Raw genomic sequence first — 23,089 nt, forward strand, 5'->3', positions numbered from 1 at the left:
CGGGTGCGTCAGCCGAGCCGCTCGACGACGTGGTCGACGCACGCGGTGAACGCCTCGACGTCAGCCGGGTCGATCGCGGGGAACATCGCGACGCGGAGCTGGTTGCGGCCCAGCTTGCGGTAGGCGAACGCGTCCACGACGCCGTTCGCGCGCAGCGCCGTGAGCACGTCGGCGGCGGGGATCGCGTCGTCGAGGTCGATCGTCCCGACGACGTCCGAGCGCTCGGCCGGGTCCGCGACGAACGGGGACGCCCAGTCACGCGCCTCGGCCCACGAGTAGAGCGCGCGGGCCGACTCGGCCGTGCGTGCGGTGGTCCAGGCGAGACCGCCTTGCGCGAGCATCCAGTCGACCTGCTCGGCCAGCATGACGAGGGTCGCGACGGCCGGCGTGTTGAGCGTCTGGTCCTGGCGCGAGTTCTGCACGGCGGTGGTCAACGACAGGAACTCGGGGACCCAGCGCGACTCCTCGACCGCGGCGGCGCGCGCCACGGCGTCGGGGGACAGGAGCGCGAGCCACAGGCCGCCGTCGGACGCGAACGACTTCTGCGGCGCGAAGTAGTAGGCGTCGGTCTCGGTGACGTCGAGGGCGAGACCGCCCGCCGCGGACGTGCCGTCCACGACGGTGAGCGCACCCGCTTCCTGCGAGCCGGCCACGCGCCGCACCGGCGCGGCGGCGCCGGTCGACGTCTCGTTGTGCGGCCAGGCGTACACGTCGACGTCGGTGTCGGGGCGGCAGTGCGCGACGGTGCCGGCGGGCGCCTCGACGACGACCGACGGCGCGAGGAACGGTGCCCGCGACGTCGCGGTGGCGAACTTGGCCCCGAACTCGCCGAACGTGGCGTGCTGCGCGCGCTCGCGCACGAGGCAGAAGGTGGCGACGTCCCAGAACGCGGTCGAGCCGCCGTTGCCGAGCGCGACCTCGTACCCGTCGGGCAGCCCGAAGAGCTCGGCGAGCCCCTCGCGCACGCGCCGCACCAGCGTCCGGACGGGCGCCTGGCGGTGGGACGTGCCGAGCGGGCTCGTCGCCGCTGCCACGAGGGCGTCGACCTGCGTCCTGCGCACCTTGCTCGGGCCGGACCCGAACCGCCCGTCGGCGGGCAGGAGCGAGGCCGGGATGCGGATGTCCTGCGGGGCGACGCGCGGGGTCTCGTTCGTGGGCACGGCGCCACCCTATCGGCCGCCCCCACCTAGACTGGTGCGGGCCCGTCGGCACGACCTCGACGTCCCATCCACGGCACTTCACGGAGGAGCGCACGCGTGAGCGATCTGATCGACACCACCGAGATGTACCTCAAGACGATCTACGAGCTCGTCGAGGAGGGGATCGTCCCGCTGCGTGCCCGGATCGCGGAGCGGCTGGGGCACTCCGGGCCCACCGTGTCGCAGACGGTCGCACGCATGGAGCGGGACGGCCTGGTGGTGGTCACGGGCGACCGTCACCTCGAGCTCACGGAGGCGGGCGAGACGAAGGCGATGCGCGTGATGCGCAAGCACCGGCTCGCGGAGCGGCTCCTGACCGACGTGGTCGGCCTGGAGTGGGAGTACGTCCACGAGGAGGCGTGCCGGTGGGAGCACGTCATGAGCGACCGGGTGGAGCGGCGGCTCGCGGAGCTCCTCGACCACCCGCACTACTCGCCGTACGGCAACCCGATCCCGGGGCTGTCCGAGCTCGGCGAGGAGCCCGCCCGGGAGAACTTCCTGTCGGCCGGGGTCGCGTCGATCGCGACGGTGCTGCCCTCTCTGGGCGACGGCGACGAGCGCACGCTGGTGGTCCGCCGGCTGGGCGAGCCGCTCCAGACGGACGTCGAGCTGCTGGCGAGCCTGTCCGCGACCGGCGTGCTGCCCGGCGCCGAGGTGCGGGTCGCGCGGGCCGACGGGCGCACCACCGTCGGTGCTGCCGGTGTCGAGCGGCCGCTCGAGCTGACCGAGGACCTCGCACGGCACGTCTTCGTCGCGGTCTCCTGACGCCCTGAGGAGCCCTCCTGGTCCCGCGGGGTCGCCGTCGGGTCGTCGGTCTCCGGCGAGGCTCGGTGGGGCCCGTGAGGTCCCCGGTGTGACCGCGCGAGGCGCAGTGGGACGGCCGTCCAGGTGCGTCGGCGCGGGGTTCGGTGATACTGCTCACAAATCTTTGTGATCGGGGCGTGACATATGAGCTCCGGGTCGTGTACCTTCGGGGAAGCTTCGAGGCCGAACGGCCCCGAACCCGTGTGGGGAACGCCGAACCCTGTCACCCCGCACGGGTCCCAGCGAGACGACGACGACAGGGGCGGGGGACCCACGACCGGGGGTCGTCAGACCTCCTCGGGGTGAAGCCGGAAGTACCGCAAGGTGCCAAGGCCGGGTGACTCTCCCATTCGAACCCGACAGCTGACTTCGCAGGCGTCATAGGAGACACGAGTGAGCACGAGCACGACTCGCGCCCGGCATCGCGCCGCGCGTCGCCCCGTCACCCCGCTGACCTCTCTGGCGACCGTCGCGTCCGGTGGCATCGCCACGGCCGGCCGTCGCACCGCTGTCGTCGCTGCCTCGTCGGGCCTCCTGGTCTCGATGCTCGGCGGCGCCGCCCACGCTGCTCCCCACGAGGACAGCACCCCCAAGCTCAGCACCGTCGACCTCGGCTCCCTCACGGCCGCCGCGAAGGCCGAGCTCGCCGGCTCGACCACCGTCACGGTCAAGAAGGACGTGAAGTGGGAGGGCGAGCGCCTGGCCATCAAGGTCACGCCCGCCCCTGAGCCCGTCCGCGTGGCCCCCGTCGCGAGCCGCGACGCCGAGCGCACCGCGATCACCACCACGACGAGCGACTCGACCAGCACGCCGTCGACCGACTCGGGCGACGACACCGGCTCGTCGACCGTCCCCGCGTCCGCGGTCGGCAGCAAGGTCATCGCCGTGGCGTCGCGCTACGTGGGCGTCCCGTACGTCTACGGCGGCACGACCCCGTCGGGCTTCGACTGCTCCGGCTTCACCTCGTACGTCTACGGCCAGCTCGGCGTCTCGCTGCCGCGCAGCTCGTCGGCGCAGCGCTACGCGGGCACCGTGGTGCCGCGCTCGCAGGCCCAGCCGGGCGACATCATCTGGACGCCGGGCCACGTGGCCATCTACGCCGGCGGCAACATGATGATCGACGCCCCGCGCCCCGGGAAGACGATCCAGTTCCGCTCGATCTGGCAGACGAACCCCACGTTCATCCGCATCGGCTGACCTGCCGGACGCATCACCACGAACCCCGCCGCGCGGCACGCACGGCGGGGTTCGTCGTGTCCCGGCGCCGTCGTGCGCGGGCGTCGTTATGCTCGGTGCATGACGCGCGCAACGAGTGTGGTCGTCGGGGTCGACGGCTCGCGTCCCAGCCTGCACGCGCTGGACTGGGCTGCCCTGCAGGCGAGCCGACGCGGCTGGGACCTGCACCTCGTCTGCTCGTTCTACCTCCCGACGCTCACGGCCGCGTCGCTCGACGGCGGCTACGTGCCGATCGACGAGGACGCTGTCGAGGCCGGTGCGCAGGCGGTGCTCGAGCGGGCCGCGGCCCGGGTGGCCGGCAAGGTCGGTACGGTCACCACGGCGTCCAGCCCCGGTGACCCGACCGGGCTCCTCGTGGACCTCAGCGCGGACCACGGTCTCGCGGTCGTCGGCACGCGGGGCAAGGGCGGCTTCGTGGGGCGTCTGCTCGGCACCGTGTCGTCGGCCCTGCCCGCGCACGCCTCCTGCCCGACGGTCGTCGTCCCGCTCCGGCAGGACCGCGGGGGCCGCGGGTCAGACCCGGACGACGTGGCCGACCTGCCCGAGGTCGTGCCGCCGCGCCGCATCATCGTCGGCGTCGACGGGTCGCCCACCTCGGAGCTCGCGCTGCGCCACGCAGCCGACCAGGCGCAGCTCTGGGACTGCGAGCTCGTCGCTGTCTCCGGTGTGCCGATCGCGTCGGGGGCCGGCGTGCTCGCCTGGCTCCCGTCGACGGTCGACCACGAGCAGGTGCTGGACGACGTCGCGGGCGCCCTCGACCGGATCGTGGGCCGGCTCGAGAGCGAGCGTCCCGGGCTCCAGGCGCGGCGCATCGTGCTCGACGGCACGGGTGCCGAGCTGCTGGTCGAGTTCTCGCAGGCCGCCGACCTGGTCGTGGTCGGTTCCCGGGGGCGCGGCGGCTTCTCCGGGATGCTGCTCGGCTCGACGAGCCAGGCCGTCCTGCACCACGCACAGTGCCCCGTGATGGTGGTGTCGAAGCGCTGCGCCGACGAGCCTGCGGCGTCGCCGGCGTCGTGACGTCAGCGTCCTGAGGCGAGCTCGACGAGCGCGTCCCGGAGCTGGTCCGTCGCCCACGTGAGGTCCGCCTCGCGGACCACCAGCGGCGGCGCGAGCCGGATCGTCGCGCCGTGGGCGTCCTTCGCGAGGACGCGGCGCGCGAGCAGCCGCTCACAGAGGGTGCGGCCGACGACCGAGTGCTCGGGGTCGCTCGCGGGCACGTCCAGCCCGGCCCACAGCCCCACGGTCCTCGCAGCGACCAGGAGGCCGTCGTCGACCAGCGCGCGCGTCGCTGTGGCGAGCTGCTCGCCGAGGATCTTGGCGCGCTCCTGGTGGTCGCCCGTCTCGAGCAGGTCGAGGACGGCGAGCGAGACGGCGCAGGCGAGCGGGTTCCCGCCGAAGGTCGAACCGTGCGTGCCGGGTGTCAGGACGCCGAGCACCTCGCTCCGGCCCACGACCGCGGACACCGGGACGACGCCACCGCCGAGCGCCTTGCCGAGAGTGGTGAGGTCGGCGCGCACGCCCCACAGGTCGAGCGCGAGGGTCGTACCGGTGCGGCCGAGCCCGGACTGGATCTCGTCGGCCACGAGCAGCACCCCGTGGGCGTCGCAGGTCCGTCGGACGGCCGGCCAGAAGTCGTCGGGCGGCACGACCACGCCCTGCTCGCCCTGGACGGGCTCCATGAGGACGGCCACGGTGGTGTCGTCGACCGCCTGCTCGACGGCGGCGGCGTCCCCGAACGGGACGACGCGGAACCCGGGCGTGTACGGGCCGAACCCGGCGCGGGCGTCCGGGTCGGTCGAGAACGACACGATCGTCGTCGTCCGGCCGTGGAAGTTCCCCGCCGCGACGACGATCGTCGCCTGGTCGGCAGGGACGCCCTTGACGTCGTAGCCCCACTTGCGGGCGGCCTTGATCGCCGTCTCGACGGCCTCGGCCCCGGTGTTCATGGGGAGCGCGAGGTCGGTGCGCGTGAGGGCGGTGAGGCGTTCGGCCCAGGGCTCGAGGAGCGTGTGCGAGAAGGCGCGTGACGTGAGGGTGAGGGTGTCGAGCTGTCGGTGCGCGGCCGCGACGAGGGCGGGGTGTCGGTGCCCGAAGTTGAGGGCCGAGTACCCGGCGAGGAGGTCGAGGTAGCGGTGACCGTCGGTCGCGGTGACCCAGGCGCCCTCGCCCGCGACGATCTCGACGGGCAGCGGCGCGTAGTTCGGTGCGATCCGGCTGCGCGGGGTTGCCGGTGACGGGGCGGCGGGGGGCGGTGCGCCGCTCATGCGCGCAGCTCCAGCGTGCAGCACTTCGCGCCGCCGCCGCCGCGGAGCAGCTCGGACGTGTCGACCGCGACGGGCTCGTACCCGCGCTCGCGCAGCGCGCCCGCGAGGTGGGTCGCCGCGGGTGCGTGCACCACGTGGCGGTCGTCGGAGACGGCGTTCAGCCCGAGCACCTCGGCGTCGGCGTCCTGGGCCAGGAGCGCTTCCGGGAACAGGTGCTCGAGGGTCTCGCGGGACGCGTCGTCGAACGCGGGCGGGTAGTACGCGACGTCTGCGGGGTGCCGGCCGTCGCTGCCGCGCAGCACGGTGAGCGCGGTGTCGAGGTGGTAGAACCGCGGGTCGACCAGGCGCAGCGAGACGACCCTGCGTCCCCACAGCCGGGCGACCTCGTCGTGCGCGGCGAGCGACGTGCGGAACCCGTGCCCGGCGAGCAGCACGTCGCCCGCGCGCAGGATGTCGCCCTCGCCCTCGTTGGTCGCCGTCGCGGCGTGGGGTGCGTACCCGTGGTCGGCGAGCCACTTGAGGTAGGCGGGGGCCTCGGCGGCGCGCTCGGGGTATGTGAAGACGCTCGAGCACGCGACGCCGTCCTGCACGGTGGCGCCGTTGGCGGCGTAGACCATGTCGGGCAGGCCGGGCACGGGATCGATGGTCTCGACGGTGTGCCCGAGGTCGCGGTAGAGGTCGCGCAGACGCTCCCACTGCGCCACGGCGAGCGCCGTGTCGACCGGGCGTCGGCGGTCCATCCAGGGGTTGATCTCGTAGCTCACCGTGAAGAACGTCGGCGGGCACATGAGGTAGCGGCGCCGTGCTGTCTCGTGCTGCTCGGTCACGCCGCCTCCTCGGGTCGGGGGCCCGGTGGCCGCAGGGGTGGCGCGGTCGGCCGGTGGTCCGGTCAGCGTACGTCCGGACGGGCGGGACGGCTCGAGGGCGCGCGCAGGGCACAGGAGCTTGCGAAAGTTCTATCAACGATATATCGTCGAGATATCGAAACAACGACCACAGGAGGAACCACCATGCGTGGCACACCAGAGAACCCCCAGCACCTGTACGACGACCAGCGCGGCCAGCGCCGCCACCACCGCCCCGAGCGCGGCTTCGGCCCCGGCCGCGGCGTCGGGCCCGACGGCCCGCGCGACATGCGCCGCCAGGGCGGCCCGTGGGGCTTCGGCCCCGGCTTCCCCGAGGGCTTCGGCCCCGGTGGACGCGGCGGGCACGGACCCCGTGGCGGCGGACCCCGGGGCGGCCGCCGCGGCCGCGGCGACGTCCGGGCCGCTGTGCTGCTGCTGCTCGTCGAGCAGCCGATGCACGGCTACCAGCTCATCCAGGAGATCGCCGAGCGCAGCGGCGGAGCATGGCGGCCCAGCCCGGGCGCCGTGTACCCGGCACTGAGCCTCCTCGAGGACGAAGGTCTCGTCGAGATCGCCGCGTCCGAGGGGCGCCGCCTGGCGAGCCTTACCGAGGCCGGCCGCACCTACGTCACCGAGCACGCCGACGACCTCACGCCCCCGTGGGCGGACGTCGACATGGCCGCCGCGCAGCGGCACGTCCGGCTCCGGGAGTCCCTCGGGGCGCTCGCGCAGGCGGTCGCCCAGGTCGCCCGCACGGGCGACGACGCGCAGGCGGGCGCCGTCGAGGCCGTGCTCGACCGGACCCGCCGCGAGATCTACCTCGTGCTCGCCGGCGCCGCGGAGCCGCAGCAGGACGGACCGTCCGAGGACGGCCCCGTCACCGCCTGACGTGCGCGGCGGTCACCGCCGCACGTGCGCTGCGGCGTCGAGCCGCGGCCAGGCCGCGCGGATCATCGCGCGCAGCACGAGGTGCGCGACGGGCGACGTCCACGACGCCGGCAGCACGTCGGTCACGTGGACGTCCTCCCACCACACCACCCGGGACGAGGACGCCGAGGTCGCCCTGACCTCCAGCCCTGCCGTCCCCAGCAGCACCGGCCCGAGCTTGCGGAACGTCGCGAGCCCGGGCCGGTCGTCGTCCGGGGGCTGCCACGCCGTGATCCGCATGCGGTCGACGAATCCCGGGCCACCCCGACGCGCGCCCGGGCCGCTGACGACCGCGAAGACGGCGCCGACGGCGGGCTCCCACGGCTCGGCGGGCCCGTCCGGGCCGTGCCCGTCCGCCCCCGGGTCGGTCCCGCCGGCGAGCTCCACGCGCGTCAGCGGGACCCACGTGCCGTGGGTCCGCACGTCGGCGACCAGCGCGAACGCGTCCGCCGCCGGCACGGCGAGGTCGTGCGACAGGTGCAGGACCCTGGTCACACGTCGTCCCGGGCGACGAGACGCGGCGGCGCGTCGGCGTCGGTGCCCTCGACGACACGCAGCGACGGGCGGAACGTCGCGGGCGCGGGACCGAACGCGGACCGCGTCTGCTGCACCACCGCGGACGCGAGCGAGCGCCCACCGACCCAGCCGACCGCGGCCCCGACCCCGAACGGGATGACGCGGCCGAGGGTGAGCCCGGCCTGCTTCGCGAGCTGGGTCTTGACGAACTTGCTGCTCAGGGCGTGGTTGACCTGCTTCAGCGTCGACGACGGCATGGCGGTCAGGAGGGCGCGCCCCCACAGGACGCTGGGACCGCCGGACGTCGCCCGGGTGACCGTCTGGGCGCCCTTCGGGCCCAGCACCGACGCGAGCAGGAGCGCGCGACGCCGGTCGAGGTCCTCGACCTCGATGCCGTGCACCTCCGCGACTGCGAGCGCGAACGCCGCGGAGCTCGCGAAGAACGTCGCGACGTCGCTCGACGACAGCACGAGGCCGACGCCCGTGCCGACGCTGGGGAGCGCCGCGGCGACTCCGACCGCCCCACCGGTGGCCGCCAGCACGTGCGTGTACTCCTTCTCGAGCAGCACGACGAGCTCGGCGGGCGTGGCCATCGGGTTCCGGCGACGCAGGCTCGCGACGTGCCGACGGATCACGGGGAGCGGGATCCCGACGGCGTTGTCCAGCGCGACGTCGAACGGGCGCCGCGGCGCCCAGGAGGGACCTGTGGCCGGGCCTGCTTCCGGGTCGCCCGTCGTGGGGAGCGAGGCGGGGCGCGCCGCGCGGTCGACGGTGCCCTGCGGGTCCGGGCCGGGCGCGCGGACGACCGCGTCCTGCGACGGATCGGGGCGCGCGGACCCGCGGCGCGGCCGGCGGATCATGCGATCGCCGCCTCGGACGCCCCATCGGTCCCGTCGCGGTCGCCGCCCTCGGGCGGTGCCGCCGACGCGTCGACGAAGCCCGTGACGATCTCGACGCCCGCCTTGAGCGTCCGCCCGACGGTGCACGTCTGGTCGATCGCGCGCGCCGCGACCTTGAGGACGCGCTCGCGGGTGTCGTCGTCGAGGGCCGACAGGTCGAGCTCGAGCGTCTCGTGGAGCGTCGGGTAGCGGTCCTCGTCGACGTCCTTCGGGCCGTCGACGCGGATCGTGATCGAGTAGTCGTCGCCGAGGCGGCGCGCCAGCGGGACGTCGCTGCTCATGCCCGCGCACCCGGCGAGGGCGATCTTGAGCAGCTCGCCGGGCGTGAAGACCGCGCCCTCGGACGCAGGGCCGATCTCGACGGTCGCCCCGCGGCCCGAGAAGCCGCGGTACGTGCGCGAGCCGGTCCGCTCGACCCACAGCGGGTCGCTCGGGGACGGCGAGGAGGTGGGGATCTCGTCGGTGCTCATGCGGGGAATCCTCCCATCGGTCGTGACCGCACACGCGGTGTGCGGCACCTGCCGGACACGGATGACGATCCTGCGGCGCCGGCGGTCCGTCCGCCCGGCGTGTGGGTGCCACCCGCCTACACTTCCCAACGTGACCAGTGACGCGAGGATTCCGTCGGACCCGATCCCGGCGCCGCCGGCCGGCACCGTCCCGACCCCGTACGAGGACCTGCTGCGCCGCGTCCTCGCGGAGGGCACGCACAAGGACGACCGCACCGGCACGGGCACCCGCAGCGTCTTCGGCGCGCAGCTCCGCTACGACCTGTCGGAGGGGTTCCCGCTGATCACCACCAAGAAGGTCCACCTGCGCTCGATCGTGCAGGAGCTGATCTGGTTCCTGCGGGGCGACTCGAACGTCCGCTGGCTCCAGGAGCGCGGCGTGAGCATCTGGGACGAGTGGGCCGACGAGGACGGCGAGCTGGGGCCGGTCTACGGCGTGCAGTGGCGCTCCTGGCCGACGCCCGACGGCGGGCACGTCGACCAGATCTCCCAGGTGATCGAGCAGATCCGCACGAACCCGGACTCGCGGCGCCTGGTGGTGTCGGCGTGGAACGTCGCAGCCGTCCCGGACATGGCGCTGCCGCCGTGCCACCTGCTGTTCCAGTTCTACGTCGCGGACGGCCGGCTCTCCTGCCAGCTGTACCAGCGGTCCGCCGACCTGTTCCTCGGCGTCCCGTTCAACATCGCGTCGTACGCGCTGCTGACCCACATGGTCGCCGCGCAGACGGGCCTGGAGGTCGGCGACTTCGTGTGGACGGGCGGCGACTGCCACGTCTACGACAACCACGTCGAGCAGGTCGGGCTCCAGCTCTCGCGCGACCCGTACCCCTACCCGACCCTGCACCTCGCGGCGCGGCCCTCGATCTTCGAGCACACGCTCGAGGACGTCGAGGTCGTGGACTACGTGTCGCACCCCGCGATCAAGGCGCCGGTGGCCGTCTGATGCTCGGGCTGGTGTGGGCGCAGGCGCGCGACGCGTCGGGGCGGGCCGTGATCGGGTCCGAGGGGACCATCCCGTGGCACGTCCCGGAGGACATGGCGCACTTCCGCACCGTGACGTCCGGTCACCCCGTGATCATGGGGCGTGCCACCTGGGACTCCCTGCCGGAGCGGTTCCGGCCGCTGCCGGGGCGCACCAACGTCGTCGTGACCCGGCAGCGCGGCTGGTCCGCGGGCGTCGACGGCGTGCTCGTCGCGGCGTCGCTCGCCGACGCGGTGGCGCAGGCCGCGCACGCCCCCGGCGGGGACGAGACCTGGGTGATGGGCGGTGCGCAGGTGTACGCGGCGACCATCGCCGCGGCCGACGTCCTCGAGGTCACGGAGGTCGACCTGGTCGTCGACGGCGACGCGTTCGCACCGCTCACCGAGGACGGCTGGGTGCCCGTCGGCGTGGGGGAGTGGCTCATGTCGTCGAGCGGGGTGCGTTACCGGTTCGTGCGCCACGAGCGTGAGGACCCGGCCGTCGACACCGAGTCGACGGCACTGCGCCGCCTGCTGCTGTCCGACGAGACGAGCTAGAGCAGAGCGCCGGTCGCGAGGCCCGCGCACAGGGCGCCGACGAACACGAGCGTGTCGAGCCACGACGGCCCGAGCCGTCGACGGCGGGCGGACGTCGTCCGCGCCGTGCGGGGCCGGACGGCGGGCAGTGCGGTGGGCGTGCCGACGAACAGGACCGACATGGTGCCCCCTCGGTTGACCGGGTATCCACCGCCAATCTCGCACCGCGGGGAGCGTCGCGCGCGGCGGGCCGCGGGTGAACTCGAGGACACGGAACCGGGCAGCGGGCCAGCACGGCGGACGAGCGTGGCCCTCCCGGAGAACCGGGAGGGCCACGCTCGTCTCGAGGTCCGGCGGGCGTCAGGGGCAGACGCCCGCCGGAGTCGTGCGGCGGGTCAGCAGGCGCCCGCGTCGGTCCACACGCCCGCGGTGCCCGGGGTCTCGCCCTGGGTCCACCACTTCGCGGTCCACGAGTGGCCGTTGTACGACACCTTCTGGCCACCCGTGTAGACGGTCGCCGCCGACCATGCCGTGGCGGTGCACGTGCCCGTCGAGCTGGTCGCAGTGGCGGTCTTCGTCGGGGTCACCGTTGCCGTCGGGCTGGTCGTCGCGGACTGCGTGGGCGACGCGGTCGTCGTCCCGCAGGTGCCGGCGTCCGTCCAGACGCTCGCGGTGCCCGGGGTCTCGCCCTGGGTCCACCACTTCGCGGTCCACGTGTGGCCGTTGTACGAGACCTTCGCACCGCCCGAGTAGGCGGTCGCCGCGGCCCAGGCCGCGGCCGTGCACGAGCTCGGGGTGGTGGCGGTGGCGGTCGGCGTCGCCGTCTTGGTGGGCGTCGTCGTCGGCGTCACGGTCGGCGTGGTCGTCGGCGTGGAGGTCGCGGTCGGCGTGCTCGTGGGCGTGCTCGTCGAGCCCGACGTGAAGGGCGCGAAGATCTTCGAGAACGCCCAGGTGTCCTGCGCGATGCCCGAGCACTCGTTGGCGCCCGCCGTCCCGACGCAGCCGCCGTTGTCCCGCTGGAGCGCCCAGAACGACAGGAACCCGACGCCCTGCGCCTTCGCCCACGTGTAGACGGTCTGCGCGTTCGCGACCGTGAACGTCTCCGCGGCGCCGAAGTCGTCGATGCCGACCATCTCGATGATGCCGGTCATGCCCCAGAGCTGAGCCGTGGTCTTGGACGGGTAGAGCGCCTTGAGCTGCGACACGAGACCCGTGATCGCGGTCTTCGTGTCGTTCGCCATGTCGTGCGGCTGGTTGTCGTAGTAGTCGAACGTCATGAGGTTCACGAAGTCGATGCGCGCGTTGTTCGTGACCGCGTTGCGCAGGACCGCGAGGCCGTTGTCGACCAGGCCGCTCGTGGAGGTCGGCAGCGTGTACGCGAACTCGATCGTCCGGCCGTTCGCGGCCGCCCAGTCCTCGACCAGCTTGATGGCCTTGTTGCGGCGGTCGATGCCCGCCGAGTTGTCGAGCGAGTCGGCCTCGACGTCGAAGTCGATGCGCGTGACGTCGTACGTGGTGATGAGGTTCTCGAGCGCGCTCGCGATCTTGGTCACGTCGGTGCAGGAGTCGGCGAGCTCGGTGCCCGTCGTGTCGGCGCCGTAGCCGCCGAGGGACGGGATGACGTCGCCGCCGGCAGCGCGGATCTGGGTGATCGCGGCGCCGTACTGCGCTTGCGACACCGGACGGCTCCCGTCGCCGTCCCAGTAGAGGCCGCAGTCGCCCTTGGCCTTCGTCTGCAGGAACGACAGGGTGAGGTACTTCGCTCCGGACGCGGCGGACAGCGTCGCCGGGTTGTCGCCGTTCCAGACCTCGAAGTACGGGGCGAAGACGTGCGGCGGGATCGGGGTGGCGGCCTGCGCCGGGGCGGCGGACGCGACGCCCACGAGGGCGGCGGCCACGCTGGTCAGGGCGGCGGTGCCCAGGGCCAGCAGCTTCTTGGGGATCATGGGGACCCTCCGGGTCGAGGACCACCCGATGGTGAGGCGGTCAGGGGGACCGAACTGTAACCGGTCTTAACTATTCGACCGTAAATCGGACAATCGGGGCCGTCAAGACGGGAAGACTCGTACGCAGGTCGCACAGCCTCCCGGCCCCTCCGCCCGTTCCCGCCGGCCCGCGGCCCGTCGCCGCCGCGGCCCCCGCCGGGCCGCCGAGAACGTGATCGTGGCCCTCCCCGTCGGCGGGAAGGGCCACGATCACGTTCTCGGCGGTGTCGGTGCCTAGCAGGCGCCGCCGTCGTTCCAGACGCTCGCGGTGCCCGGGGTCTCGCCCTGGGTCCACCACTTGGCGGTCCACACGTGGCCGCTGTAGGAGGCCTTCTGGCCGCCGGTGTAGACGGTGGAGGCGGACCACGCCGTGGCGTTGCAGGTGTACGTGGGCGAGACGGTCGGCGACGTGCTGGACGTCGGGGTCACCGTCGGGAAGCCGCAGCTGCCGCCGTCCGCCCACACGTCCTGGCTGTTGTTGCCGGGGGTGTCGCCCTGGGTCCACCACTTCGCGGTCCACGTGTGGCCGTTGTAGGAGACCTTCGCGCCACCGCTGTACGCCTTCGTCTTGACCCAGGCCGCGGCCGTGCACTGGTCGGGTGCGGTGGGGGTGACGGTCGGGGTCACCGTGGGCGTGACGGTCGGCGTGGCCGTCGGCGTCACGGTGGGGGTCACCGTCGGGGTCACGGTGGGCGTCACCGTCGGCGTCGTCGTCGGCGTGCTCGGCGTCCCCGACGTGAACGGGGCGAACGCCTTCGTGAACTGCCACGTCGTCTGGCTCACGCCGGAGCACGTGTCGCTGCCGGCGGTGCCGGGGCAGCCGCCGTTGTCGCGCTGGATCGCCCAGTACGACAGGAGGCCGATGCCCTGCTGCTGCGCCCAGGCGAGCACCGGTGCGGCGTCGGCGGTGTTGAAGGTCTCGGCGGCGCCGTAGTCGTCGATGCCGATCATCTCGGTGACGCCGACCATGCCCCACAGCTCGGCGTCGGTCTTCGTGGGGTACAGGTTCTTGAGCTGCTTCTGCAGCCCGGCGGCGGCCGTCTTCGTGTCGTTCGCCATCTGGTGCGTCGCACCGTCGTAGTAGTCGAACGTCATGATGTTGACGAGGTCGATACGGGCGCCCTGCGTGACTGCGTCCTTGAGGACCTTCAGGCCGCTGCCCGCGAGCCCGGACGTCGTCGTCGGGAGGGTGTACTGGAACTGGACGGTGCGCCCGTTGGCCGCAGCCCAGTCCTCGACGAGCTTGATCGCCTGGTTGCGGCGCGTGATCGCGGCCGCGTTGTTGAGGGACTTGTCCTCGATGTCGAGGTCGATGCGCGTGACGTCGTACGTCGTGACGACGTTCTCCAGCGCCGCGGCGATCTTCGAGACGTCGGTGCAGGAGTCGGACAGCTCGGTGCCGGTCGAGTCGGCGCCGTAGCCGCCGAGCGACGGGATGACGTCGCCGCCCGCGGCGCGGATCTGGGCGATCTCGGTGCCGTACTCGGCCTGCGACGCGGGGCGGCTTCCGTCGCCGTCCCAGTAGAGGCCGCAGTCGCCCTTGGTCTTCGCCTGGAGGAACGCGAGGGTGAGGTACTTCGCGCCGGACTGGCTGGCGACGGTCGCAGGGTTGTCGCTCGAGTACGCCTCGAAGTACGGGGCGAAGACGTGCGGCGGCAACGGGGTGCCGCCGGCGGCGTGCGCGGGGGCGGCGGCACCGATGCCGATCGCCGCGCCGACGAGGCCGGCGACGGCTGCGCTGCCGACCGCCAGCATGCTCTTGCGGATCATGTGCAGACCCTCCGGGGGTGACGAGCCGGCCGCCCGGGCGGACGGTCGGGTACTGCCGGTCTCGTGCGTCCCGGACGCCCGGGGTGGGAACTCCCGACCGTCGCGAGGCACGGAGCAAGGAACGTCAACTGTTAACAATCCTTACTTTCGGACGGTAAATCGGACATTTGATGGCGGTCAAGAGAGGGAAGTCCCGTAAGCGGTGTACGGGTCCGACGTCGCGGCGGTCGCGGGTCCCCTCGATCGGCCGGATGACCGGCGCCGTCCGAGTGCCCCAGGGGCACTCCTGCGCCCCAGGCCCGACGGAGGTCCTCGGTCCCACCCCGGACCCGGCGCCGCAAGACGTCCGCGCGTGTGCGCGTCGATCTGGTTGCCCCAGGTCACGCGTGTCCGAATCGTCCGTCAAAAGGGCGCTATCGTACCGGCGGCGGCAAGAGGTCGCCTTGGTAGCAGGGGGCATGCACCATGCGAGGAGTCTCAGCTGGCGCTGGCCCACCCGAGCCGTTCCACGCCTGGTCAACCCGCAATATGCCAGCGACTGGATGACGGGAGCCATCGTCGCAGCCGCCGTCTCCGGTGTTGCCGCGGCAGTCATCGGGTGGGCGCCCGAAGCCGACAGGAACCAGGTGCGGCAGGAGGGTGGCAGGACCGAAGCCCGTCCCCTGCCCTGGATCGCGCTGTGGTGCGCGGCCGCCGTGTGCTGGGGCCTGGCCGTACCGAGTCTCGTTGCCCAGTACCTGCCCTGGTACGCCCGGCCGAGCTGGATCGCCCAGGTGAACGCCGGACGCAGCAGCCCAGACGTGGCAGCGCGATGGGTCGGTGCCGTCCAGTCGGAGAAACCCCCCGGGACGCTCGCGGTCGCCGACCCCAGCGTGCTCGCCGGTCCGCTCCTGCCGGAGGTGCTGCGGCTCGAACCCAGCACGGCATCGGTGGACCACGACGCGGACTCCGACCCGGGGACGGTCACTGTCCGAGCCGTCCGAGGAGAGACGATGACCTCGCTGGTGTACATCTGCCTCGAGCCTCGCGGCGCCACGTGGGTCGTCACCCGCGTGCGCTCCGCGCCCGACTGCCCACGGACGAGACCATGACCCCTGGACACCGCGATGGAAGACGCGGGACGCCGCCGAGCGCGGGACCGGCTGATGCGGTCGTCGGTGATGGTGCTGCTCGTGTGCGCTCCCGGACGGCGGGGCGCCGTCGCAGCCGTGACAGCCGTGCTGGTGGGCGGAGTCTTGGGCGCGACAGCGCCCACCGCCGTCGGCGCGGCGCCGCACGGCGCCGGAGTCGTCCTGGGAGCCTGCGCCGCCTCGGCGGGGGCACTCTGGGCGGGCGTCCTGGCCCTGCCCGCCCCGCCCTCGTCGCAGTCGTCGCCGACCCCGCCGCCGCGGATCAGTGGGCTCTGCACCTGGCCGGCTGGTCCCGGACGGCACGGACCGGGCGCCCCCTGGCCGCAGCCGGCCTCCTCGCTCTCATCACCCTCTGCGCCGCGGCAGTGCTCGGGGCTCTCGTCGGCGGTGCCGACGCACTCCGGCACGGCCAGCCGCCATGGGCGCCTGGACCGGGCCTCACCACCAGCGCCGCGCACGCTCTGGACCAGGCACCGCTCTGGCTGGCGCTGTCCACGACCGCGCTGTCCGTCGCACTCGTCTGCGCCGACGTCAGTGCACGCGCGACCGTCCCCACGGTGATCATCACGACCGCGACGTTCATCACGCTGCTGGTTGTGCTCTACCCCTCGCCGTTGCGGGTCGTGCTGGCCTACTCTCCCCTCGGCCCCGCGTGGTCCGTCACCTACCGCAGCGGCAGCGAACGACTCCTGCTTCCCCTGTCGACCGGGCAACGCCTGACTGTCGCCATCCTCTGGGCCTGTCTCGCGGCCGTCCTCGTCCTCACCGTTCGACGCCGCGCGGCGCGGAACGTGCGCGGGCGACTCTCGACGTCCGCGTCGCGCCCCTCCTCCACGTGACGTGAGGCAGCAGCGACGCTGACACCACCGGTCCCCGGTGTCGCTCCTGTACCATTCACGCGGACCCTCGAGGCGCTCGATCGGCTTCGAAGGCTCCACGCAGGGACTCGACCGGACGACTGGGCGCACGGCGCGATCGCGCGCGAGACGTGTTCCCAGTGATCTCCCGGGTCGGTCCCTCGCGCCTGTAGCTCAGGGGATAGAGCACCGCTCTCCTAAAGCGGGTGTCGGCAGTTCGAATCTGCCCAGGCGCACCGTCGTTCCCGTCCCGGGATCAGCCCACCAGCCCGCACTCGTACGCGGTGATCACGAGCTGCACCCGGTCGCGCGCACCGAGCTTGCGCAGGACCTCCGAGACGTGCGACTTCACCGTCTGCTCGCCGATGAAGAGCTCCGCGGCGATCTCGGCGTTCGACAGCCCGCGCGCCACGGTCAGCAGCACCTCGTGCTCGCGCGGAGTCAGCGTGTCGAGGCCCGTCGCCCGGGAAGCCCGGTCCGGCGCGCCGGCCCGCGCCGCGAAGTCGGAGACCAGGCGCCGCGTGATGCTCGGGCCGAGCAGCATCGCGCCGTCGGCCACGAGGCGGACGCCCTCGACCAGCCGGCCGGCCGTCACGTCCTTGAGCAGGAACCCCGACGCGCCCGCCCGCAGGGCGTCGTAGACGTACTCGTCGAGGTCGAACGTGGTCAGGACGAGCACTCGGGTGCCCGGGTGCTCCGCCGTGATGCGCTGGGTGGCGCCGATGCCGTCGAGCCGCGGCATCCGGACGTCGACCACGGCGACGTCCGGTGCGGTGCGCGCCACCGCGTCGAGCAGCGCGACGCCGTCGGCGACCGTGGCGACCACCTCGACGTCCGGGGCGGCGCCGAGGATCGCGGCGAACCCGTGCAGCACGACGGGCTGGTCGTCCGCGACGACCACACGGAGCGGGCCGGGGGCGGCGTCCGCGTCCTGCCGACCGGCCGGCTCCTCCCCGCCCGTCACGGTGCGACCCGTGAGGACGCGTCGGCGGCGCTGGCTCTCTCAGGAGCCCCGGCCACCCCGGCGCTCTCGGTGCCTTCGGTGACCGGCAGCGTCACGACGAGGACGAACGCACCGTCCTCGACGGCGTCCAGCACGATGCCGCCGAGCGCCTCGGCCCGCTCGCGCATCCCGGCGAGCCCGCGCCCGGTGCCGCGTCGGGACGCAGCCGCAGCCGTACTGGCGGGCACGGGGTTCACGACGCGCACGCCGACCTGTCCCGTGCGGTGGGTCAGCGTCACGTCGACGGGCTGTCCCGGGGCGTGGCGCCGGGCGTTCGTCAGCGCCTCCTGGACGGAGCGGTAGAGCGCGTACCCCTGCGCGGCGGGCACCCCGTCGCACGCGCCCGTGAGGTCCACGGTCTGCCCGGCGGCGCGCGCCTGGTCGACGAGCGCGACGACGTCGCACGCGCCCGGCTGCGGCGCCCGGTCGGCGTCGGCGTCGTTGCGCCGCAGCACCGCGAGGACGTGGCGGAGCTCGTCGAGGGCGCTGCGAGCGTCGGTCGCGATGTCGCGCAGCACGGCGCGCGCGGTCTCCGGCAGGTCCGGGTGCTGGAAGGGCGCGGCCTCGGCACGGACGGCGACGAGCGACACGTGGTGCGCGACGACGTCGTGCAGGTCGCGGGCGAGCCGGGCGCGCTCCGTGGCGGCGGCGGCGTCGTCCTCGGCGTGCTGCCGCGCGGCCACGGCGTCCTCCTCGCGGCGCTGGAGGCGGTCGAGCGCCCGCCGCCCGAGCCCGACGCCGGCGGTGAGGAGCACCGCGACGGTGAAGATCCCGGCCGCCTCCCACTGCCACCCCGAGTGGTCGTACACGCCGGCGTAGATCTGGCCTGCGGGCGTCGCAGCAGGGATTCCGGCCAGCGCGTACACCCATGCGACGACCACGGAGGCGGTCAGCGGCACGAGCGCGAGGCGCCACGACCGGTCGAGGAGCAGGCAGCCGACCACGAGGAGGGCAGCCCACCAGCCGAGGGCGAACGTGGCCCAGAGCGGCACCGCCGCGAACGGCGCGAGCACGAGCACCGTCGCCGTGCGGGGAGCGCGTCGGGCGAGCAGGATCGCCGCGACGACGGCCACCGCGCTGAGCAGGCCCCACGGTCGGAGCAGCGGGCCGTCCCACCAGCGGGTGCCGGCGAGCAGCGCCCAGTCGTAGGGCACGTCGCGCGGCCCGGCACCCGCGGCGTCCCGGACGATCCGCGAGCCGGCGACGAGCGGGGACACGAGCAGGACGAGCGCGACGAGCACCGCCGCGACGCCCGGCACGAGCCGGTGCCGCCATCGGTCGGCCGCGGGACGGGGGACGTCCGGGGCTGGGGTCGCAGGGGTCGCGAGCGGGGACGTCGGGAGCGGGACGGATGTCGTCATGACGACGATCCTCCCGTCCCGCCGGGATCGTCCGGAACGCCCGCAGGACGGATCCTGCCTCCCCCGCCGGAGGGGGAGGCAGGCCCCTCAGCCGAACCGGCCGTTGACGTAGTCGTACGTGCGCGGGTCGCGCGGCGCGGTGAACATCGCCTCGGTGTCGCCGTGCTCGACGATCGTCCCGGGCGTCCCCGCCTCGGCGAGGAAGAACGCGCACTGCTGCGACACGCGTGCGGCCTGCTGCATGTTGTGGGTGACGATGACGATCGTCACCTCGGCCGACAGCTCGCCGATGGTCTCCTCGATGCGTCGCGTGGACGTCGGGTCGAGCGCGGAGCACGGCTCGTCCATGAGCAGGACGCGGGGGCGCACGGCGAGGGACCTGGCGATGCAGAGGCGCTGCTGCTGGCCGCCGGACAGACCGCCGCCGGGGGCGCGCAGCCGGTCCTTGACCTCCTTCCAGAGGCCGGCCTTCGTGAGGGACGACTCGACGAGCGCGGCACGCTCGTCCTTGCCGACCTTCAGCCCGGTGAGCCCGAGCCCCGCGACGACGTTGTCCTGGATGGACATCGCGGGGAACGGGTTCGGCTTCTGGAACACCATGCCGATGTGCCGACGCGCCTCGGTGACGCGCCGCGATGCGTCGTACACGTCGACGCCGTCCAGGAGCACCTCGCCGGCGAACGCGGCCGACGGGACGAGCTCGTGCATGCGGTTGAGGGTCCGCAGGAAGGTGGACTTGCCGCACCCGGACGGGCCGATGAGCGCGGTGACCTTCCCGGCGGGCATGGTGAGCGACACCCGGTCGAGGACCTTGTGCGTGCCGAACCACGCCGAGACGCGGCGGGCGTCGAGGGTGCTCTGCGTGGTCGCGGCGGCGCGGTCGAGCAGCGGGTCCGTCACCGGGGCGGCGGTGTCCGGCGGTGCGGTGTCGGTCCCGGCGAACCGGACCGGGGGCAGGACGGCGGTGGTGGCCGCGTCCGACGGGGGGAGGATGGACGTCACGGCCGCATGATGGCCCGCCGAGGTGGCGTCCCGGTGAACCGTGGGCATCACAGGAGGTTCGGCAGGAGGACGAACGCCTCCTGGCCCGCGAGCAGACCGAGCAGCAGCAGGACGGGCGCACCCACGAGCCACGTCTGCCACCGTCCCCACCACGTCCGCAGGAATGCGAGGCCGACGACGCAGAGCACGAGGGCGGCCAGGGCGATGACGAGCCACGGCCAGGCGGACGGGTCGCCCGCGAACGCGAGCTCCGACGGGCTGAGGGACCGGGCGGACGTGACCTCGACGGGCGTGGTGAACGGGTCGCTCGTGAGGGTCGCGTCGACGCGCACGACGTCGTCGGGCAGGAAGCGCGGGCCGGAGGCGCTGACGAGCGTGAGCCGGCCGGCGCCGTCGGTGAGGACCGGCGGCAGGGGCGAGCCCTCGTGCCGCACGTCGGTGACGCGGTACGTCGCGGTGCCCTGTCCGGTGACGGCCTCGACGGTGCTGCCGACCGGCAGGTCGGCGAGGCCGCGGAACGGCCCGCCGAAGAGCGACTGCCGGCCCATGACGACGCTCGCGCCGACCTGACCGGGCAGCACGGTGTCGCGCCGGTGCCCCGGCCCGGAGAGCGTGACGTGCGACGCGGTGCCCTCGAGGACGACGTCGTCGACGCCCAGGGCGGGGATCCGCAGGATCGCGACGGGCGTGCCGTCCGGCAGGAGGTGGTCGTCGGTGCCGACCTGGCCGACGGGGGCGGTGCCGTCCGCGAGCGCGGACCGGAAGTCGTCGTACGCGACGTGCTGGTCGCGCGCCTCGTGCAGCGGCGAGACCACGAGGGCCTGGAGGACGAGCCCGAGCAGCAGGGCTCCGAGCCCCACGAGGGCGCCGCCGAGGAGGCGGGCGCGGGCGGGCGGCTCGAGGTGGGGGAGGGCGTCGTCGGGGCCCAGCGACGGGGTGGGGGGAGCGGCGGGCGCCGGCGCCGGGGACGCGGGTGCCGGGCCGGGGGACGACGTGGTGGACGTGCTCATCGGTGTCCTCGGAGGTTCGGGGGGACGGACGGACGGGGGCCGGCACGCTGGACGCGTACCGGCCCCCGCCCGGGGTGGTGTGCTCGAGGTCAGCGGACGACCTTGATGGACTTCACCGAGCTGGTCGACGACGCGACGGTCGTCGAGCCGCTGTAGGAGACCACGAGGTGGTGGGTCCCCACGGAGAGCCGCGGCAGGGTGATCCGGGCGGCGCCGCTGCGCAGCGTCGCGTGGCCGAGGACGACCGAGCCCTGGCGCACGGTGACGGTGCCGGTCGGCGTGACGCCGGTGGCGACGATGCGGACGCTCACGGAGCCGTGGTAGGAGGCGTGGACGGACTTGATCGTCGCGACGGAGACGGACGAGGAGTCCTTGGCGACGCGCACGGACAGGGAGCTGCTCGAGCTGCTCTTGACGACCGTGGTGCTGGCCGGCTGGTAGACCGCCTTCACGGAGTAGGCCGTGCGGGTGGCCTTGATCGCCAGCTTGGCGGTGTGCGTCGTCGTGGAGAACGGCACGGTGCCCAGGCGGGTCGAGCCGTCGTAGAACGAGACCTTGCCCGACGCGTACTTCGTGGCGGAGACCCGCGCCGAGAGGGTCATCGTGTGGCCGACCATCGGCTTGGAGGACACCGCGACCGTCGTGGTCGACGAGACGGCCGGGACCGCGGTCGCGACGAGCGGGGCCGTCGCGGTCGGGGCGGGGGCGTCCACGCCGGCCAGGGCGGGCACGAAGTAGGCGAGCACGTCGGTCGTGCCGACGGCCGTGGGCGTCCACGACGCGGTGGCCTTCACGGAGTCGCCGGCTGCGACCTTCGCGCTGGCGATCGTCGTGGCGACGCCGCCGGACACCTTCGCGAACGTGACGGTGCCGCCACCGACACCGACGCTCGTCACGGTGGCGGAGAGCGTGGCGGCCCGGCCGACCGTGGACGACGGGAGGGCGCCGAGCGTGATGCTGCTGGGCGACGTCGCCGCGGCGTAGGCGCGGGTGGTGGTGTCGCCGCACTTGACGCCGCCCGTGAGGAGGCCGAAGCCGTACGCGGTGATCACGGACGACTGCTTGCAGACCTCGGAGTCCGTGCCGACGAACGCCTTGTGGATGTCGGACGACGGGTCGTCGGCGAGGCGCGACGGCACGATGTCGTAGACGAGGCGCGTGTAGCCGGCGTAGGCCGGGTCGAGCGAGTAGGCGGTGCCGGAGCCCTGGACCGCGGACGTGCCCGCGACCTTGCCGAGGACGACGCCGGCGCGGTTGTCCGTGACCTTGCCGTTGGCCTGCGCGACCCACTGGCCGGCCGAGAACGGCGCGATGGCGCCGGCGTCCTGGTCGGGCGTGCCGCTCACGAGCGCCTGGCCGTGGTGCTCCTGGACCTGCTGGCCCGCGAAGTCCTTGTCGGTGACGTTCGGGTACTTGCTGGTCGAGATGTCGTTCTCGGTGATCCCGACCTGCCCGAGCCAGTACGACCGCGTGCCCGAGCCGGCCTGCGGGATGAACGTGGTGAGCTTGACGGTGGTCGAGCCCGCGGCCGGGGTGTCGGTCGGGCGCAGCAGCGAGGACACGCCGCCGAGCACCTGGACCCGGTCGTACGCGCCCTGGTAGATGTCCTTGAGCTGGTCCTTCGTGAGGTTGCTCGGGACGACGCTGTTCGGCGCGACGGCGTACGTGACCGCGTCGCTCGCGAACGGGATGTACGTCAGGACGCCGTCCGGGCGGACGTCGGCGGCCGAGGGTCCGCTCGACGAGCGGGCGAAGTCGATCGAGCCGAACACGTCCTGGGTCGTCACGGGGAGGGTGCCGCCCGAGGCCGTCGCGATGTTGGCCGACGTCGTCTGGCCGGTCGCGAGGCGCAGGAGGTCGCGGCCGGCGCCCGAGCCGTTCGCGCGGGGGACGGCGGTACCGCCGACGCGGGTGGCGACGGTGCTGCTGCCCGTGGCGTCGTACGACGCGAGCAGGTTGCCCGGGACGGCGGCGGCGACGGCGTTGAGGACGTCCTGGGTGGTGTCCGAGCCGAGACCGACCAGGGTGCCGTGGGTTCCGGCCGCCGGGTCCGCCTGGGCGGGAAGGGCGAGCGCGCCGAGCGCCAGGGCGCCGGCGCCTGCGCCGACGGCCAGACGGGCGAAGGCGTTCACCTTCATGGTGGGCTTCCTCTCTGAGGTGTCCGAGGTCTCGCGGGGCCGCGAGGGTGTCGCCGCTGTGCGGCGACGCTCGGACGGTAGTGACCGTGTGCCAACGGACACCCCGTGCCGGCCGACCGGACGGCGAACTTCCGGAC

At 73.7% G+C, this 23,089-nt stretch carries 22 protein-coding genes, 1 tRNA gene and 1 riboswitch; of the genes, 9 read left to right on the plus strand and 14 right to left on the minus strand.

Going from position 1 to position 23,089, the window contains the following annotated elements; all coding sequences use genetic code 11:
- Window positions 1-8: 8 nt before the first annotated feature.
- Window positions 9-1,160, minus strand: a complete 1,152-nt coding sequence (serC, locus tag CLV34_RS07425) for a phosphoserine transaminase (protein ID WP_245859083.1) — start codon at window positions 1,158-1,160, stop codon at window positions 9-11.
- 96 nt (window positions 1,161-1,256) lie between these two features.
- Between serC and CLV34_RS07430 the strand changes: the two genes are divergently transcribed.
- The 3 genes from CLV34_RS07430 to CLV34_RS07440 all read left to right on the plus strand — a co-directional run bounded on the left by CLV34_RS07430 (window position 1,257) and on the right by CLV34_RS07440 (window position 4,256).
- Window positions 1,257-1,964, plus strand: a complete 708-nt coding sequence (locus CLV34_RS07430) for an iron-dependent transcriptional repressor DtxR (RefSeq protein ID WP_100349615.1) — start codon at window positions 1,257-1,259, stop codon at window positions 1,962-1,964.
- 240 nt (window positions 1,965-2,204) lie between these two features.
- A riboswitch (cyclic di-AMP (ydaO/yuaA leader) is annotated at window positions 2,205-2,396 on the plus strand.
- Window positions 2,397-3,200, plus strand: coding sequence for a C40 family peptidase (locus CLV34_RS07435; RefSeq protein ID WP_100349616.1), 804 nt, complete (start codon window positions 2,397-2,399; stop codon window positions 3,198-3,200). It abuts the riboswitch before it with no gap.
- A 99-nt stretch (window positions 3,201-3,299) separates the two neighbouring features.
- Window positions 3,300-4,256 carry a universal stress protein gene (locus CLV34_RS07440; protein ID WP_100349617.1) on the plus strand — a complete coding sequence of 319 codons (957 nt, stop codon included), beginning with the start codon at window positions 3,300-3,302 and terminating at the stop codon, window positions 4,254-4,256.
- 2 nt (window positions 4,257-4,258) lie between these two features.
- Here CLV34_RS07440 and rocD read toward each other — a convergent pair whose 3' ends face one another.
- The gene (gene rocD / locus CLV34_RS07445; RefSeq protein WP_100349618.1) at window positions 4,259-5,503 is read right to left on the minus strand and encodes an ornithine--oxo-acid transaminase; all 1,245 of its coding nucleotides are present in this window, start codon (window positions 5,501-5,503) and stop codon (window positions 4,259-4,261) included.
- Window positions 5,500-6,291: a dimethylargininase gene (ddaH, locus tag CLV34_RS07450; RefSeq protein WP_100349903.1), complete on the minus strand. Its 792-nt coding sequence runs from the start codon at window positions 6,289-6,291 to the stop codon at window positions 5,500-5,502. Before ddaH ends, rocD begins: the two co-directional genes overlap by 4 nt.
- A 222-nt stretch (window positions 6,292-6,513) precedes the next feature.
- On the opposite strand from ddaH, the gene CLV34_RS07455 reads away from it, so the two are divergent.
- The gene (locus tag CLV34_RS07455; RefSeq protein ID WP_100349619.1) at window positions 6,514-7,236 is read left to right on the plus strand and encodes a PadR family transcriptional regulator; all 723 of its coding nucleotides are present in this window, start codon (window positions 6,514-6,516) and stop codon (window positions 7,234-7,236) included.
- A gap of 12 nt (window positions 7,237-7,248) precedes the next feature.
- Here CLV34_RS07455 and CLV34_RS07460 read toward each other — a convergent pair whose 3' ends face one another.
- The 3 genes from CLV34_RS07460 to CLV34_RS07470 are packed head-to-tail and all read right to left on the minus strand — an operon-like array spanning window position 7,249 to window position 9,160.
- A complete protein-coding gene (locus CLV34_RS07460) occupies window positions 7,249-7,770 on the minus strand; it encodes a hypothetical protein (RefSeq protein WP_100349620.1) in 522 nt (173 codons plus the stop codon).
- Entirely contained in the window at window positions 7,767-8,651 is an 885-nt protein-coding gene (locus CLV34_RS07465) for a hypothetical protein (RefSeq protein ID WP_245859084.1), read from the minus strand. The genes CLV34_RS07460 and CLV34_RS07465 overlap by 4 nt, the downstream gene beginning before the upstream one ends.
- Entirely contained in the window at window positions 8,648-9,160 is a 513-nt protein-coding gene (locus CLV34_RS07470) for an OsmC family protein (RefSeq protein WP_100349621.1), read from the minus strand. The genes CLV34_RS07465 and CLV34_RS07470 overlap by 4 nt, the downstream gene beginning before the upstream one ends.
- A 130-nt stretch (window positions 9,161-9,290) precedes the next feature.
- Between CLV34_RS07470 and CLV34_RS07475 the strand changes: the two genes are divergently transcribed.
- A complete protein-coding gene (locus CLV34_RS07475) occupies window positions 9,291-10,142 on the plus strand; it encodes a thymidylate synthase (protein ID WP_281255179.1) in 852 nt (283 codons plus the stop codon).
- Window positions 10,142-10,717, plus strand: coding sequence for a dihydrofolate reductase (locus CLV34_RS07480; protein ID WP_100349623.1), 576 nt, complete (start codon window positions 10,142-10,144; stop codon window positions 10,715-10,717). Before CLV34_RS07475 ends, CLV34_RS07480 begins: the two co-directional genes overlap by 1 nt.
- On the opposite strand, the gene CLV34_RS16320 is transcribed toward CLV34_RS07480, so the two are convergent.
- The 3 genes from CLV34_RS16320 to CLV34_RS07490 form a co-directional block, all read right to left on the minus strand.
- The gene (locus CLV34_RS16320) at window positions 10,714-10,878 is read right to left on the minus strand and encodes a hypothetical protein (protein WP_157803742.1); all 165 of its coding nucleotides are present in this window, start codon (window positions 10,876-10,878) and stop codon (window positions 10,714-10,716) included. The genes CLV34_RS07480 and CLV34_RS16320 overlap by 4 nt on opposite strands.
- Before the next feature lie 213 nt (window positions 10,879-11,091).
- Window positions 11,092-12,642, minus strand: coding sequence for a chitinase (locus tag CLV34_RS17190; protein ID WP_100349624.1), 1,551 nt, complete (start codon window positions 12,640-12,642; stop codon window positions 11,092-11,094).
- 273 nt (window positions 12,643-12,915) lie between these two features.
- Entirely contained in the window at window positions 12,916-14,451 is a 1,536-nt protein-coding gene (locus CLV34_RS07490; protein WP_100349625.1) for a chitinase, read from the minus strand.
- 542 nt (window positions 14,452-14,993) lie between these two features.
- Between CLV34_RS07490 and CLV34_RS07495 the strand changes: the two genes are divergently transcribed.
- The 3 genes from CLV34_RS07495 to CLV34_RS07505 all read left to right on the plus strand — a co-directional run bounded on the left by CLV34_RS07495 (window position 14,994) and on the right by CLV34_RS07505 (window position 16,674).
- Complete coding sequence (locus CLV34_RS07495; protein ID WP_100349626.1) at window positions 14,994-15,542, plus strand: hypothetical protein; 549 nt, start codon at window positions 14,994-14,996, stop codon at window positions 15,540-15,542.
- Window positions 15,543-15,946: 404 nt separating this feature from the next.
- Window positions 15,947-16,420 carry a hypothetical protein gene (locus CLV34_RS07500; RefSeq protein ID WP_100349627.1) on the plus strand — a complete coding sequence of 158 codons (474 nt, stop codon included), beginning with the start codon at window positions 15,947-15,949 and terminating at the stop codon, window positions 16,418-16,420.
- Window positions 16,421-16,601: 181 nt separating this feature from the next.
- Window positions 16,602-16,674, plus strand: a tRNA-Arg gene (locus CLV34_RS07505).
- Window positions 16,675-16,694: 20 nt separating this feature from the next.
- Here the strand turns inward: CLV34_RS07505 and CLV34_RS07510 are convergent.
- The 5 genes from CLV34_RS07510 to CLV34_RS07530 all read right to left on the minus strand — a co-directional run bounded on the left by CLV34_RS07510 (window position 16,695) and on the right by CLV34_RS07530 (window position 22,952).
- Complete coding sequence (locus CLV34_RS07510) at window positions 16,695-17,402, minus strand: response regulator transcription factor (protein ID WP_100349628.1); 708 nt, start codon at window positions 17,400-17,402, stop codon at window positions 16,695-16,697.
- Window positions 17,399-18,802, minus strand: coding sequence for a sensor histidine kinase (locus CLV34_RS07515; RefSeq protein ID WP_100349629.1), 1,404 nt, complete (start codon window positions 18,800-18,802; stop codon window positions 17,399-17,401). The genes CLV34_RS07510 and CLV34_RS07515 overlap by 4 nt, the downstream gene beginning before the upstream one ends.
- Before the next feature lie 87 nt (window positions 18,803-18,889).
- Window positions 18,890-19,690, minus strand: a complete 801-nt coding sequence (locus CLV34_RS07520) for a phosphate ABC transporter ATP-binding protein (protein ID WP_211289397.1) — start codon at window positions 19,688-19,690, stop codon at window positions 18,890-18,892.
- Window positions 19,691-19,851: 161 nt separating this feature from the next.
- Window positions 19,852-20,814, minus strand: coding sequence for a sortase (locus tag CLV34_RS07525; protein ID WP_100349630.1), 963 nt, complete (start codon window positions 20,812-20,814; stop codon window positions 19,852-19,854).
- Window positions 20,815-20,903: 89 nt separating this feature from the next.
- Window positions 20,904-22,952 (minus strand): Ig-like domain repeat protein, encoded by a 2,049-nt coding sequence (locus CLV34_RS07530; RefSeq protein ID WP_100349631.1) that lies wholly within the window; start codon window positions 22,950-22,952, stop codon window positions 20,904-20,906.
- Window positions 22,953-23,089 lie beyond the last annotated feature (137 nt).

The organism is Luteimicrobium subarcticum, from assembly GCF_002798015.1.
GTDB classification, from domain to species: Bacteria; Actinomycetota; Actinomycetes; order Actinomycetales; family Cellulomonadaceae; genus Luteimicrobium; species Luteimicrobium subarcticum.